The 12,694-nt window shown below is 73.2% G+C and carries 14 protein-coding genes and 2 pseudogenes; 7 read left to right on the top strand and 9 right to left on the bottom strand.

What is annotated here, in order from left to right; genetic code table 11:
* Positions 1–66 precede the first annotated feature (66 nt).
* Both AC0B61_RS21660 and AC0B61_RS21665 read left to right on the top strand, forming a co-directional pair.
* Positions 67–228: a hypothetical protein gene (locus AC0B61_RS21660; protein ID WP_471742344.1), complete on the top strand. Its 162-nt coding sequence runs from the start codon at positions 67–69 to the stop codon at positions 226–228.
* Between the two features lie 169 nt (positions 229–397).
* Positions 398–640, top strand: coding sequence for a helix-turn-helix domain-containing protein (locus tag AC0B61_RS21665; RefSeq protein ID WP_471742345.1), 243 nt, complete (start codon positions 398–400; stop codon positions 638–640).
* Between the two features lie 107 nt (positions 641–747).
* Here the strand turns inward: AC0B61_RS21665 and AC0B61_RS21670 are convergent, their stop codons facing one another.
* From AC0B61_RS21670 to AC0B61_RS21680, 3 genes are all read right to left on the bottom strand, one after another.
* A complete protein-coding gene (locus AC0B61_RS21670; RefSeq protein WP_471742346.1) occupies positions 748–1,311 on the bottom strand; it encodes a universal stress protein in 564 nt (187 codons plus the stop codon).
* Between the two features lie 171 nt (positions 1,312–1,482).
* Positions 1,483–2,190, bottom strand: a complete 708-nt coding sequence (locus AC0B61_RS21675; protein ID WP_471742347.1) for a TetR/AcrR family transcriptional regulator — start codon at positions 2,188–2,190, stop codon at positions 1,483–1,485.
* A 308-nt stretch (positions 2,191–2,498) separates the two neighbouring features.
* Entirely contained in the window at positions 2,499–2,831 is a 333-nt protein-coding gene (locus tag AC0B61_RS21680) for a ribonuclease (protein WP_471742413.1), read from the bottom strand.
* A gap of 363 nt (positions 2,832–3,194) precedes the next feature.
* Here AC0B61_RS21680 and AC0B61_RS21685 point away from each other — a divergent pair, with 363 nt between their 5' ends.
* Together AC0B61_RS21685 and AC0B61_RS21690 are read left to right on the top strand one after the other, a co-directional pair.
* Entirely contained in the window at positions 3,195–4,811 is a 1,617-nt protein-coding gene (locus tag AC0B61_RS21685) for a carboxyl transferase domain-containing protein (RefSeq protein ID WP_471742348.1), read from the top strand.
* A gap of 506 nt (positions 4,812–5,317) precedes the next feature.
* A complete protein-coding gene (locus tag AC0B61_RS21690; RefSeq protein WP_471742349.1) occupies positions 5,318–5,692 on the top strand; it encodes an aggregation-promoting factor C-terminal-like domain-containing protein in 375 nt (124 codons plus the stop codon).
* 208 nt (positions 5,693–5,900) lie between these two features.
* Here AC0B61_RS21690 and AC0B61_RS21695 read toward each other — a convergent pair whose 3' ends face one another.
* Entirely contained in the window at positions 5,901–6,371 is a 471-nt protein-coding gene (locus AC0B61_RS21695; RefSeq protein WP_471742350.1) for an HD domain-containing protein, read from the bottom strand.
* Between the two features lie 171 nt (positions 6,372–6,542).
* Here AC0B61_RS21695 and AC0B61_RS21700 point away from each other — a divergent pair, with 171 nt between their 5' ends.
* Positions 6,543–7,469 carry an AEC family transporter gene (locus AC0B61_RS21700; protein ID WP_471742351.1) on the top strand — a complete coding sequence of 309 codons (927 nt, stop codon included), beginning with the start codon at positions 6,543–6,545 and terminating at the stop codon, positions 7,467–7,469.
* A gap of 52 nt (positions 7,470–7,521) precedes the next feature.
* On the opposite strand, the gene AC0B61_RS21705 is transcribed toward AC0B61_RS21700, so the two are convergent.
* Entirely contained in the window at positions 7,522–8,004 is a 483-nt protein-coding gene (locus AC0B61_RS21705) for a MarR family winged helix-turn-helix transcriptional regulator (RefSeq protein ID WP_471742352.1), read from the bottom strand.
* 115 nt (positions 8,005–8,119) lie between these two features.
* Here AC0B61_RS21705 and AC0B61_RS21710 point away from each other — a divergent pair, with 115 nt between their 5' ends.
* Positions 8,120–9,001, top strand: a complete 882-nt coding sequence (locus AC0B61_RS21710) for an alpha/beta fold hydrolase (RefSeq protein WP_471742353.1) — start codon at positions 8,120–8,122, stop codon at positions 8,999–9,001.
* A gap of 179 nt (positions 9,002–9,180) precedes the next feature.
* On the opposite strand, the gene AC0B61_RS21715 is transcribed toward AC0B61_RS21710, so the two are convergent.
* The 4 genes and pseudogenes from AC0B61_RS21715 to AC0B61_RS21730 form a co-directional block, all read right to left on the bottom strand.
* Positions 9,181–9,978: a hypothetical protein gene (locus tag AC0B61_RS21715; protein ID WP_471742354.1), complete on the bottom strand. Its 798-nt coding sequence runs from the start codon at positions 9,976–9,978 to the stop codon at positions 9,181–9,183.
* A 110-nt stretch (positions 9,979–10,088) separates the two neighbouring features.
* Entirely contained in the window at positions 10,089–10,595 is a 507-nt protein-coding gene (locus tag AC0B61_RS21720; protein ID WP_471742355.1) for a SigE family RNA polymerase sigma factor, read from the bottom strand.
* A 215-nt stretch (positions 10,596–10,810) separates the two neighbouring features.
* Positions 10,811–11,074, bottom strand: a pseudogene (locus tag AC0B61_RS21725) (DUF6624 domain-containing protein); the annotation flags it as partial.
* A gap of 123 nt (positions 11,075–11,197) precedes the next feature.
* Complete coding sequence (locus AC0B61_RS21730) at positions 11,198–11,461, bottom strand: dsRBD fold-containing protein (RefSeq protein ID WP_030247662.1); 264 nt, start codon at positions 11,459–11,461, stop codon at positions 11,198–11,200.
* Positions 11,462–11,723: 262 nt separating this feature from the next.
* On the opposite strand from AC0B61_RS21730, the pseudogene AC0B61_RS21735 reads away from it, so the two are divergent.
* Positions 11,724–12,566, top strand: a pseudogene (locus AC0B61_RS21735) (DMT family transporter); the annotation flags it as partial.
* Positions 12,567–12,694 lie beyond the last annotated feature (128 nt).

The raw sequence follows: 12,694 nt of genomic DNA on the forward strand, positions 1-12,694 counted from the left end.
CTCCCTCGCAACAAGAAGAACACTACCAGTTCGGTGATCAGTCACCGAATCGGAGGCGGCTCCCGCATGACGAGCGCTCCACCCGAGACCGTTCCGTACGCGGACGGCCGACTGCTGGACGTCCACCGCCCCGCCTCCGACTCCGCCTGGCCCATGCCGGGCTGCGACGCTGCGCCCACCTTCGTGGACCCGGTCTCCGGTAAGGTCCTGGTTGTTACCAGCGGGTAGGGGATGGCGGGGCTCGGACCCGCCGGCTCTTCGCGTACCCGTTCCAGGCCCTTGGTGGCTTCGGCGGCTTCGGCTCCCCGGTCGGCCCACGGTGGCGGACCGTTCCGGAAGGTGACCGGTCATCATTGGTTCTTGGCGCTGTGGGGGCTGCCGTGGTGGTTGAGTGGCGATGGTTGCGCTGGTCGTGGTCGGCAAGTGGGCCTCGCAACTCGGTTGCGGGGGTGGCCCGGTGAGGACGTTCGGCGAGATCCTGCTGGAGTTCCGCCGCACGGCGGGGCTGACGCAGGAGGAGCTGGCCGAGGCGACCGGCCTGGCCGCCCGGTCGATCAGGGATCTGGAGCGGGGACGTCGGGAGCGACCGCAGCGTCGAGATCTCCTGCGGGGTGCGGGCCGCGACGTTTCCCATGAGTGAAGCCTCTCTGTGGCGGTTTGACCGCGTACAGCAGAACGTCGAGGCGACAGTGGGCACCAGGAAGAAGTACCGGAAGCCTTACCGGAGGACCCGGATGATGCCGTACGTCAGTTCCGGGCGAGCGGCACGCGCAGCCCCGGCCCCCGGTCCAGCGCTTCGAGGTCGCGCTGCAGCGGGGGGCGCGGCACGGCCAGCACCGGGCACGTCGCGTGCCGGACGCAGTAGGCGCTGACGGACGGGTGGACCAGCCGGGCGAGGCAGCCGCGCTCGCGCCCGGCGCCGAGGACGAGCAGGTCGCCGGGGCGGTCGGCGCACCGCACCAGGGCGTGGCCGGTGTCGCCACGAACGGTCTGACAGCGCAGCCGGACACCCGCGTGGCGGCCGGCGAAGGCCTCGTCGAGGGCCTGCCGCAGCCGGGCCGCGGCACTCTCGCGGCCGGCGGTGATCACCGGCGGGCAGGGCGTGCGACGGTAGCCGAGCTCGTCGCCCGGCGGGGTCCAGCAGAGCACCGCGAGCACGTCGGCGTCCGTCCGGCGGGCCTCGGCGACGGCGCGGTGGAGGGCGGCGAGGCTGCCGAGCGAGCCGCTGACACCCACCACGATCCGGCCGCCCTCACCCGCATCCCTGTCCGCAGTTCTCTCGGCAGCTCTCTCCGCGTCCCTGTCGGCCATGACCCACCCCTGCCTCTCCCGTAGGCTCCACGCCCGGGCGGACCCACCCGGCGCCGGTCCGCCCTCTGCGCCCAGAAAAGCGCCTGCGGCCGTGCGGCCACCGCCCGTTGACGGGGCCCTGATGCGGCGCCCGGTATTCCGTACGCGTCCCTGATGGCGGGAGAGCGAGGCTCAGGCCTCGGTTGCCTCGGCTGCCTCGGTGGCCTCCGGCGCCTCGGGTGCCTGGGCCTCCCAGAGGTCCGCGAACATCCGGTCGAGGTGTTCCTCGCCGATCGGCGGAACCGGCAGCGGGTGGGTGGCCTGCTCACGGAAGCCGTCCAGGAGCAGGGCGAGGTAGCGGCGCCAGAGGTCGGGGCGCAGTTCGGTGGTGGCGGGCAGGGCGCGGCAGAGCGGGCCGAGCATGAACAACAGGTCCATGGTCACCACGTCGCGGCGCATGGTGCCCTGTTCCTGGGCGCGGGTGATGAGGGCGCCGACGGTGGCGGCGTGCTGCCGACTGATCTCGATCATCCCGGGGATGGTCGGGATGGCCTGGGTGACCAGGTCGTTGATGCCCCGGTCGGCGGCGACGAGTTCGAAGATCCGCCCGAAGTACTCTTCGAGGCCGGTCCAGGCGTCCTCGGCGGCGAGCGCGTCCAGGCCGGCCGAGGCGAGGCCGGCTCCCGCGTCGGCGAACACCTCGCCGATCAGCGCCTCGCGGGTCGGGAAGTGCCGGTAGAGGGTGGCGTTTCCGACGCCGGCCTCCTTGGCGATCTGGTCCAACGGCACGTCCAGGCCGTGCCGGGAGAACATGTCCCGGGCGGCGGCGAGCAGCAGTTCGCGGTTGCGCTGCGCGTCTCGGCGGAGCCGTCCCGGGGGGTTCGCGCTGCTCGGTGCCATGCCTCCGACCCTAGCAAGCAGGCGGACGGGCGGCGGCGCGCGACTCAACCACCCGCCGTGCCGCCCGGCCGGTCCCGTTCCGCCGTCGGCCAGAGCTCACCAGCCCGCACTGCCTTCGCACCCAACTACCGTGCGGCGCAGTCGAGTCCGTGAGGTGGGCAACCCGCGGTCACGGGGACGGACCTGCGCACCACCCGGTGAAGGGGTGTGCCGGGGTGTCGACGGCCTGGCGGAGCCGAACCGGAGTACGGCGACGACCCCGGCGGTGCAGCGCGCCGGGGCCGTCGTCGTGTCGGTGGGGTCGAGGGTCAGCAGGTCTGGTCGACCAGGGAGAACGTGGCGTAGTGGTCGCCGGTGTAGTAGTCCTCCTGGTCGCCCTCGCCGGTCACGATCCGACGGGCGCCACGGGTCCGGGAGCCCGGGGTGACGACGGTGTACTCGTGGTAGTAACCGGAGGGCTCTCCGGGCAGGACACCCTCTCTGTTCTGGAAGACCACGCCGTCCTGGGAGTAGGGGAACGGCCCGTCGGAGGCGATCAGGTTGAGGGTGTCGGTGGCCTGCGGCGGGAGCGCGGAGAGGCACACCGTGCCGCTCACGGCGGCGTGCGCCTCGGTGGCGATGCCGAGGGGCGCGAGGGTCATCAGGGCGACGGCGGTGACGGCGGCAGCGCGGGACTTCCACGCGCGTAGAGTGCGAGTCATGCCCCCAGTGTGGCGAGACACCGTCAACTCCGGAACCCCTCCGCCAAAGTATTAACCGGCGAGTAACTGCCCTTTACCTGGGACGACTTGCTCCGTACCCCGGCCTCGGACGCCACCCCGTCGCAACACCCCGACGCCACCCTCGGCGCCGCCCACGAACCGCCCCGGCCGTCCAAGGGTCGACCGTCTTCGAACCACCGCCGGGACTGCCCCACCCCGCCCTGCGGGCCCTCGCCGCGCCCGGACCGCGCCGCATAGAGTGGCGGATCATGGCGGGCCGGAACGATCACTGACGGGGTGGACATGGCTGCGGACCCGAACGCCGCGCGCACGACGGCGAACACGCCGACCGCACGGACCACACCCACCGCACCGACCACAGCCACAGCCACAGCCACAGCAGTCACAGCGCCGACGGCACACCAGCTGATCGGCCTGCTGGTCGACCCCGGCAGCTTCCACAGCTGGGACGGCCCGCCGCCCGGTCCGCCCGCCGACCCCGCCTACCGGGCCTCACTCGACCGGGCCCGCGAGCGCACCGGCCTGGACGAGGCCGTCCTCACCGGCATCGGCCGGATCGGCGGCCGCCCGGTCGCGCTGATCGCCTCCGAGTTCGGCTTCCTCGGCGGCTCGATCGGCGTCGCGACCGCCGAACGGATCACCCGGGCCGTCGAGCGCGCCACCGTGGAGCGGCTGCCGCTGCTCGCGCTGCCGGTCTCCGGCGGCACCCGCATGCAGGAGGGCTCGGCGGCCTTCCTCTGCATGCTGCGCATCACCGCCGCTGTCCAGGCCCACACCGCTTCCGGCCTCCCCTACCTCACGTATCTGCGCAACCCCACCATGGGCGGGGTCTTCGCCTCCTGGGGCACCCTCGGCCACCTGGTCCTCGCCGAGCCGGGCGCCCGGCTCGGCTTCCTCGGCCCGCGTGTGTACGAGGAACTGCGGGGGGTGGAGTTGCCGCCGGACGTCCAGCGGGCCGAGACGCTCGCCGAAAACGGCCTGGTGGACGCCGTCGTCGCGCCGCAGGACCTGCGCGAGGTGGTCCGCCGCACGCTCGCCGTCCTCGGCACGACACCCCTGCCACCCGCTGCGGACACCGCTACGACGGTCTCCTCTCATACGGACTCCCCGACGCCCACCGCCGAGGCCGAACGCCCCGACGCCTGGGACTCCGTCCGCCGCACCCGCCGCCCCGACCGGCCGGGCACCCGCGAGCTGCTGCGGCACACCGCCGAGGAGCTGGTGCTGCTGGACTCGCCCGGCGGTCGCGGCGGTGCGCTGGTCCGCGCGCTCGCCGTCCTCGGCGGCCGACCCGTCGTGGTCGTCGGCCAGCAGCGGCAGACCCCGGAGCATGAGCGCCCCTTCACCGCCGCCGACCTGCGGGCCGTCCGGCGCACCGCGCGGCTGGCCGAACAGCTCGGACTGCCACTGGTCACGGTGGTGGACACCGCCGGGGCCGAGCTGTCCGCCCGGGCCGAGCGGGAGGGCATCGCGGTGGAGATCGCGCACTGCCTGACCACCCTGCTCGCCCTGCGCACCCCCGTCCTCGCCGTCCTGCTCGGCCAGGGCTCGGGCGGCGGCGCGCTCGCCCTGCTCCCGGCCGACCGGGTGATCGCCGCCGGCCACGGCTGGCTGGCGCCGCTGCCACCGGAGGGCGCCTCGGCGATCGTCCACCGGGATGGCGCGCACGCCGCCGAGCTGGCCCGGTCCCAGGGCATCGGGGCGCATCACCTGGCGGAGGTCGGACTGGTCGACGAGGTCGTCCCGGAGCTGCCGGACGCCGCCGACGAACCGGAGGCCTTCTGCGCACGCCTCGGGCGGGCGGTCGGCGCGGCGCTCGGCGCCTTGGCGGCGGCCCCCGCAGCGGACCGGCTCACGGCCCGCGCCGTACGCCACCGACGGCTGGGCGATCCGCGCTGACTATGGACCGTTGACCATTCGCCGGTGCCGCGAGGGTGTGGCGCCGGTCTCAACAGGCACCTGATCGTCTGCACACAAAGTGCATCTTCCGAGCCCCCGCGTGACGGCCGCAGCATGCCAAACGGTGAGTGCGCTCACACGGAATCAGAGGCCACGACGGATCGTAGTAGTCACCGCCGACGCCCCGGCACTGCCCTTCCGACCCCCACGTTCATGCACGTCAGAGCCGGTCGGCGCAGTCCACACCACTGCCCCTTTGAATCCACGGTGACGGCTCGCGTACGACCGCCCGTCGTATCGAAGGGGTCTTGGCGGCGACCGATCCGGTCTGGCAACAATGGCTCTCGTCGCCAGCCACACCGGCTCCTGTCCCGCCGGTGAACGGCTTACTGCCGAGTCACCCCCCGCGACCGCTTCGGCCCCTGTCCGGCCACGGTCTCGGGCGGGGAGTGACCCGGCCCAACCTGATTGAGGTCTTGTTCTTCATGCCCGCTTTCAAGCTCCGTATGCGTACTTCGGCCGCGATTCTTGCCGGTGCCGCCGGTCTCACCGCCCTGGGTGCGGGCGTCCTGCCCGCCACCGCGAACGCCGCCACCGCCTCCCCGCAGACCATCGCCGCCCAGATCGTCCCGGCGAACCAGCTGGCTTCGTTCAAGCAGATCATCTCCCACGAGTCCGGCTGGAACGTGGCCGCGACCAACCCGAGCTCGGGCGCCTACGGCCTGGGCCAGGCGCTGCCGGGCTCCAAGATGGCCTCGGCCGGTGCCGACTGGAAGACCAACCCCACCACGCAGATCAAGTGGGCGCTGGACTACATGAACTCGCGCTACGGCAGCCCGAACGCCGCCTGGAACTTCTGGCAGGGGCACCACTGGTACTAAGCCGACCCCATCGGCCGACCGACTTCCACCCGTCTCCTGACCACTCCCCTCACCCCGGGGGTCGGACAGGGACCACCGGGGTGCCCGAGAGGGCCCGGACCCGCGAAACCCGCGCGGTCCGGGCCCTCTCCTGGTTCCACCGACGGCTGTTCCACCGACGACTGGTTCGGTTCCGCCGACCGCTGGTTCCACCGACGGCCACGGGCCGCTACAGCTCGCCCGTGATCCCCAGCAGCTCGCGCATCCGCGCGTACTTGGCGGCCAACCGCTCGGCGGTCGCCCGGTCCAGCGCGGCCAGCCGGTCCGGGTCGGAGTTGTGGGCCAGGTCGGCCCGCTTGACCAGCAGCGCACCGGGCGTCGCCAGGATGCGTGCGGCGTACTCCTCGGCCGGCTCGTCCGGGCGCCGGGTGAGCGCGTCCACGATCGCCTTGGTCTCCTGCGGCAGTGCGGCCGCCGCCAGCCATTCCCGGCTCAGCCGGTCGTCCTCGACGGTGTCGTGCAGCCAGCCCGCCGCGATCTGCGCCGCGCTGCCGCCGCGTGCGGCAGCCCCGCGCGCGACCGCCGCGATGTGCTCGGCGTACGGGTGGCCGTTCTTGTCGACCTGCCCCTGGTGGGCACGGCGCGCGACCGCCTCCACCTCGGCCAGGCTCAGGTAGTCGTCCTCCATCGGCTCCTCCATCGCCTCATCGTAGGCCCGTGATCGACCCGATGACGGCCACTGGTTTACTGCCTCGGGGGTTCAAGGCTCGGGGGTCCACCGGTCCACGCGTCGACGCCTCCGGCGGGCGATCCCCGCCAGACCGCCAGACCCGCCAGACCCGGCAGGCACGTCCGAGCGATCCGAGGAACCATGCCATCCCTGCACCCGCTGCTGTCCGGCTTCGCCCCGATCTGGGCGCTCACCGGAGTCGGTTACGTCGTCGGCCGCAGCAAACTGCTCGGGCCGCACGCCGAGGCGGTGCTCAACCGGTTCGTCTTCCACGTGGCGATGCCGGCCGCGCTCTTCCTGATGATCGCCCGCACGCCGCTGGACCGTTTCGCCAACCCGTCCATGCTCGCCTTCGCCGCCGGCACCGCCGTCGCGACCGGCCTCGGGCTGCTCGCCGGCCACCTGCTCTTCCGGCGCAAGCCCGGCGAGTTGGCGATCGGCGCGATGGCCTCGGGATACGTCAACTCGGCGAACCTCGGCATCCCGGTCGCCATGCAGGTCCTCGGCGACGCCTCCTTCGTGGCCCCGGTGGTGCTGTTCCAGATCATGCTGGTCACCCCCGCCGTGCTCGCCGTCCTGGACGGCGGCGCGGCCGGCCGCCGGGCCCTGCGCACCCTTCCCGCGCGCAACCCGATCCTGCTCGCCACCGCGCTCGGCGCCGTCTTCTCCGCCACGGGGATGCACCTGCCCGCCGAGCTGAATCGTTCCTGCGAACTGCTCGGCGGCGCCGGCGTGCCGACCGCGCTGATCACCCTCGGCATCTCCCTGCACAACCGCCCGCCGGCGCAGGGCCGTTCCCGCCACGCAGAGCTCGGACTGACCGTCGCGATCAAAACCCTCGTCCAGCCGCTCGCCGCCCTCGCCGTGGCCGGCCCGCTGCTCCACCTGCCCGCGCACCAACTGCTCACCGTGGTGCTGTTCTCCGCACTGCCCACCGCGCAGAACGTGTACACCTACGCCCGCGAGTACGGGCAGGGCACCGTCCTCGCCCGGGACGCGGTGCTCTGGTCGACGCTCGCGTCGATGGCAACACTGTCAGTGATCAGCTGGACCCTCGGGCCGAAGTAGCCCCACGCCCGCCGACTCCTGCCGCCCTACCCGGACCGCCTGGCAGGACCGCCTACCCGGCCCGCCTGGCCGTGGCCACCACCTCGGCCATGGCCTCCAGGAAGCGCCGGGCCGTGTCCAACTCCCCCGGCTCGAACCGCCGCATCGCACCGAGCAGATCGCCGATCAGCCCGCCGAAGAAGCCCTGCCCCAGCTCCATCGCCCGGTCCTCCACCAGCAACCGCACCCGGCGCCGGTCCTGCGGGTCGCGCTCGCGACGGATCAGCCCGAGCCGTTCCAGCCGGTCCACCAGGCCGGTGGTCCCGGCCGAGTTCAGCCGCAGCGCCTCGCCGAGCCGCCCCGGGGTGACCACCTCGCCGGCGCGGGCGGCGTCCAGCAGATGGATGAGCGCCCGCAGATCGGTCGGATGCAGACCGTGGCGGGCCGCGAACTCGGCCCCGAACAGGTCGAGTTCGACCGTCAGGCCGCGCAGCAGATGGACCAGCCGCATCGGCTCCTCGATCTCGGGCACCCTGCCGTCCTTCCTCAGGCACATCCGTGCCATTATTATTTCGCTGAGCGAGATACTTGTCGATCGAGATACTTGCCAGGCAAGTACTTTCTCAACGAATGGTTCGACGCGCCATCACACCACACCTGCGAGGCCCGCCATGTCCGCCCGCACCACCCCTTCCGTCGCCGCGCCCTTCCTCGCCGCCTACGACGCCCAGCTGGCCCGCTGGCCCGTCCCGGTCGAGGCCCTCACCGTCCGCACCGCCCACGGCACCACCCGCATCAACGCCTGCGGCCCCCGCGACGGACGCCCCCTCGTCCTCCTCCACGGCGGCGGCGCCACCTCAGCCCTCTGGTTCGCCAACGCCGCCGCCTGGGCCGACGCCGGGCACCGCGTCCTCGCCGTCGACCTCATCGGCGACCCCGGGCGCAGCGTCCACGACGGCGCCCCACTCGACGGCGTCCCCGGACTGCTCGGCTGGCTGGACGCCGTCCTCGACGAACTCGGCGTCCCCCAAGCCGACTTCTGCGGCCACTCGTACGGCGGCTGGATCGCGCTGGAGTACGCCCTGCACGCCCCCGCCCGGGTCGGCCGCCTCGCCCTGCTCGACCCCACCCAGTGCTTCGCCGGCTTCCGGCCCGGCTACCTGCTGCGCGTCCTGCCCCTCTTCCTCCCCCGCCGCACCCCGGCGCGCGCCCGCGCCTACCTCGACTGGGAAACCGCCGGCACCCCCGGCCTCGACCCCGACTGGCGCGAGCTCTACGCCCTCGGCTACGCCGACTTCCCCGCCTCGCGCGTCGTCACCGGCCCCCGCCCCACACCCGACCGCCTCCGCGCCCTCACCACGCCCGTCCTCGCCGTGTTCGCCGCCCGCAGCCGCACCCACGACGCCCACGACGTCGCCGAAACGGCCCGCCTGCTCCTCCCAGCGGCAGAGGTGACCGTCCTCCCGGACGTGTCCCACCACAACCTGCCGATGACGGGCGCAGCAGAGGTCAACCAGCTCCTGATCGACTTCCTGGCAGCGCCCCGGAGCTGAGTACAAACCCCTCCTGCTGGTCGTGGGCGTCGCACCGGGAACGCACCGATCGCGCCCGTCGGAGGAACACGGGCGCGACGCGGTTGTGCCAGGGCACTTCGGCCATGCGACGGGTCGGCCGGCGGTGTCAGCTGGCGGTGTCTGCCGGTGGTGTCAGCTGGCGGGGTCAGCCGACCGGGTCAGCCGACGGCACCGAGGATCGGAGCCCAGGTGGCGCCGGTGAGTGCGGCCACCGCCTGCTGCTCGGAGAGCGGCGGAGCGGCGCGGGTCGGCTTCGGCGTGTCGGCGCCGCTGCCGACGGCGGTGTTCCACTGCACCATCTGAAGCTGCGCACCGGTCGACTTCATGGTCACCGTCACCGTCCAGCGGCGGGCGGTGTCGGCGTGCGCCGGTTGCTTGTCCGCGATCTGCTCCGACATCACCAGGGCCCCGCCCGGAATCTCGGCGCTGCTCGGCAGTTCGCTCACCTTGCAGGTGTCGCCCGCGGCACGCGCGGGCGTCCGGTCGCAGCTCAGCCCGTCGCCGTCCCTGAGCGGCAGCTGGAGCCGCAGGGCCGATACGCCGACCGAGGCGGCGCCCTGGCCGTCGTCGAGGACCAGTCCGGCGTTGGCGACGTACCCGCTCGACGGATCCGAGGGGTTGTTGCTCTGCCCGGTCACCTGGCTGAACCGGCCCCCGGGGAACGTCGCTTCCAGAGCCTGGATCATCTGCGCGTCGGTGACTGCGGAGCGGGGCCCCGCCATCGCCGACACACTCTCGGACCCCGTGGAGCGCATCCCGGCGAGCATGTTGGGGGCCACCAGGCCGGCGGCCGCGATCGCGACGCAGGCTCCCACCCCGGCGACGACGGCGACGCCGCGCCGACGCCGACGGCTCCGCCCGCGCTCGACGGCTCCGCCCAGGAGCGCGGTGAGATCGGGTTCGAGGGAATCGGTCGTGCGGTCCAGGGCATGTGCGAGGTCTGCTTCGAACGGCATGCTGGCGTCACCTTGTCTGTCGTCGACGTGGCTGTCGTCTATGGGGCTGTCGTCGATGGGGCGGTCGTCGATGGGGTGTTTCGCGGCGGCTTCGATCTGCGCGCCGGCACTCAGTGCGGAACCAGGTCGGACAAGCTGTCGCCGAGCAGCGCGCGCACCCTCCCGAGCGCACGGGTGCCCTGGGAGCGGACCGCGCTGCTGCTCAGCCTGAGCATCCGGGCGGTCTCCTCGATGCTGCGGTCCTCCCAGTAGCGCAGCAGCAGCACGGCCCGGTCGCGGGGCGGCAGTTGGGCGAGCGCGTCCAGCAAGGTGAGCCGCAACGCGGTGTCCGGACCGGACGCCGCACTGTCGGGCAGGCTCCCGACCGGGCGCTCACCGGTGCTCCGCCGACGTCGCAGACTGAGGAAGCTGCGGACCAGGACCGTCTGGGCGTACGCCTCCGGGCTGTCCGCGCGGGCCACCCGGTTCCAGTGCACGTACACCCGGCTCAGGGCCTCCTGGACCAGGTCCTCGGCAAGATGCGTGTCGCCGGCCGCGAGGACGTACGCCGAGCGGTACAGCGCCTTCGCCCTCGCGGCCACGAACTCCAGGTACTCGGCCTCCTGTGCTGATTTCACTCGGTCCCCGCCCGTTCTCTTGTCCTGTGATCCCCGTGCATACCCCTCATGACTACGCGGGTCGTCAGGATGTCGCGCGAGCAGGGCACTTTTCTTCCGCTTCCCTCGCCGCCCTCGCCGCCACCGGATGCCCTGGGCGCCGGCGGCGGTGTCCAGGATGCCGCTCACGGCGGGATCCGGCCGCCGGACCTGCCAACGCCCGCCCCCGGTACGGGCGCTCGCCGCTGGACATCGAGCTGCCGGTCGGCGTGCTGCGCGATCAGCCACGCGGCCCGCGCCGCGTCCTCACCGACCAGTGCCACGGTCGGCCACCCGTGCGCGTCCGTGACCTCGCTGAGACGATCCGCGTGCCGCGCGGTCAAGCGGCGCCACGCCAACTGCTCCACCGGGTCCTCACTGTTCGCCTGGCGCGCAGCCTGGTGATCCGCCGCAACCACGGCGGTGAGCTCCACGGCCACTGCAGCAACGTCGGGCGTCATCCCCACTTGGCTGTTCATCAGGTACGTGCGTAGACACCGGTCGACTGGGGCGGCGCGGCCGTGCGGCAGTGCCGCCCCTCGGCTGCCAGCGGTCGACGGTCGGCTGGTCGGCGACGCGGTCGGTCAGTAGATCAGGTAACCCGGACGGTGCCCTTCGTCGTCGATCTCCCCGGTGGCCTGGGCCCGCAGCTTGCGGGACAGCTCCTCCAGGGCGCGGGAGGCCGCGACCTCCTCGCCGATTCTGGCGAGCGGGCGGTCGTCGGCGCTCTTCACGGACTCGCCGCGCGCGCTCAGGCCCGGCGCCCGCGCGCCCGTCAACCTGGCGTCGCATGCCGTGTGCACGCCGTCCTCCTCGAAGCTCAGCTCCACGTCCCACTGGTTGTGCATGCCACACCTCCTGGCGGCGGCCCCCGTCACGCCTGTCCGGACCGGCACGGACGGTGACCCGTGGCGGCCGCTCACACCAGCGTGCGCCTGCCCCGCCGGTGGCGGCAAGCGCGGCCGAGGACGGGCCGTCTCGGACGCCGGGCGCCGCTTCCGACCGGCCCGGCCGCCGCCCCGGCGGTACGCTGGCGGAAGCGGCCGCGACCGCCCGACCCACCCCGGCCCGTCGGCGCGGCGCAGGCAGCGACAACCTGGTGGTCCCTCCGTGGCGGTCTTCCTTCTCGCCCTCAGCGCGGCTTGCTGTCTGGGTCTCGGCTTCGTCCTCCAGCAGCACGCGGCGCAGCGGGCCCCCCGTGCCGACCTCCTGCGCTGGCGCCTGCTGCTGGACCTGATACGGATGCCCCAGTGGCTGCTCGGCACCGGGTTCATGGTCAGCGGCCTGATCCTCTCGGCGCTCGCGCTCAACCAGGGCGAGGTGTCCCTCGTCGAGCCGCTGCTGGCCACCAACCTGCTGTTCGCCATGGCCCTGGCCCGGATGCTGACCCGTCAGACCCTGGGCCGCTCCGGTTGGGTCGGAGTCCTGCTGCTCGGCCTCGGGGTGACGGCCTTCATCGTGGCCGGGAAGCCGACGGGCGGCGGGGCGCCCGCCGGGGAACTGCGGCACTGGCTGGTGGTCGGCATCGTGGTCGGCCTCGTCCTGCTGCTGGTCTCGATGGCCCGACGGCTGCCGCTGTTCGAGGAGGCGACGCTGCTGGCGCTCGCCGCCGGGCTGCTCTACGGCCTGCAGGACGCGCTCACCCGGACCACCACCCAGCGCCTCGACCACGAGGGGCTGTCGGCCGTCCTGCGGAGCTGGCAGCCGTACGCGGTGGTCGTGGCGGGCGTGGTCGGACTGCTGCTGGTGCAGAGCGCCTTCGAGGCCGCGCCGCTGCGGATGTCCCTGCCCGCGCTGACCGCCGCCCAGCCGCTCGCCGGTATCGCCTGCGCGGTCGGCTTCCTCGGCGACCGGCTGCGGGTGACCCCGGGGGCGCTGGCGTGGCAGTCCGCCGGGCTGCTGGCCATCGTGACCGGGGTGGTCGTGATCGGCCGCCACCCGGCGCTGCCCGGAACCGTTCGCGACGTACTGGAGGACATCGGGGCCTCCCCGGAGGAGGAGTCCGGGGAGGGTGGGAAGGGCGGCGAGGGCGGAGCCGAGGATGGTGGAGAGGATGGCGGCGGGGGCAGGGCCGGGCGGGA

This window comes from Kitasatospora sp. NPDC023385 (assembly GCF_055664045.1).

Coding starts and splice junctions, on each gene's coding strand:
- AC0B61_RS21660 (WP_471742344.1), top strand. CDS start 67: ATGACGAGCGCTCCACCCGAGACCGTTCCGTACGCGGACGGCCGACTG.
- AC0B61_RS21675 (WP_471742347.1), bottom strand. CDS start 2,190: ATGGCACCGAGCAGCGCGAACCCCCCGGGACGGCTCCGCCGAGACGCG.
- AC0B61_RS21695 (WP_471742350.1), bottom strand. CDS start 6,371: ATGGAGGAGCCGATGGAGGACGACTACCTGAGCCTGGCCGAGGTGGAG.
- AC0B61_RS21690 (WP_471742349.1), top strand. CDS start 5,318: ATGCGTACTTCGGCCGCGATTCTTGCCGGTGCCGCCGGTCTCACCGCC.
- AC0B61_RS21670 (WP_471742346.1), bottom strand. CDS start 1,311: ATGGCCGACAGGGACGCGGAGAGAGCTGCCGAGAGAACTGCGGACAGG.
- AC0B61_RS21685 (WP_471742348.1), top strand. CDS start 3,195: ATGGCTGCGGACCCGAACGCCGCGCGCACGACGGCGAACACGCCGACC.
- AC0B61_RS21715 (WP_471742354.1), bottom strand. CDS start 9,978: ATGCCGTTCGAAGCAGACCTCGCACATGCCCTGGACCGCACGACCGAT.
- AC0B61_RS21705 (WP_471742352.1), bottom strand. CDS start 8,004: ATGTGCCTGAGGAAGGACGGCAGGGTGCCCGAGATCGAGGAGCCGATG.
- AC0B61_RS21665 (WP_471742345.1), top strand. CDS start 398: ATGGTTGCGCTGGTCGTGGTCGGCAAGTGGGCCTCGCAACTCGGTTGC.
- AC0B61_RS21730 (WP_030247662.1), bottom strand. CDS start 11,461: ATGCACAACCAGTGGGACGTGGAGCTGAGCTTCGAGGAGGACGGCGTG.
- AC0B61_RS21710 (WP_471742353.1), top strand. CDS start 8,120: ATGTCCGCCCGCACCACCCCTTCCGTCGCCGCGCCCTTCCTCGCCGCC.
- AC0B61_RS21700 (WP_471742351.1), top strand. CDS start 6,543: ATGCCATCCCTGCACCCGCTGCTGTCCGGCTTCGCCCCGATCTGGGCG.
- AC0B61_RS21680 (WP_471742413.1), bottom strand. CDS start 2,831: ATGACCCTCGCGCCCCTCGGCATCGCCACCGAGGCGCACGCCGCCGTG.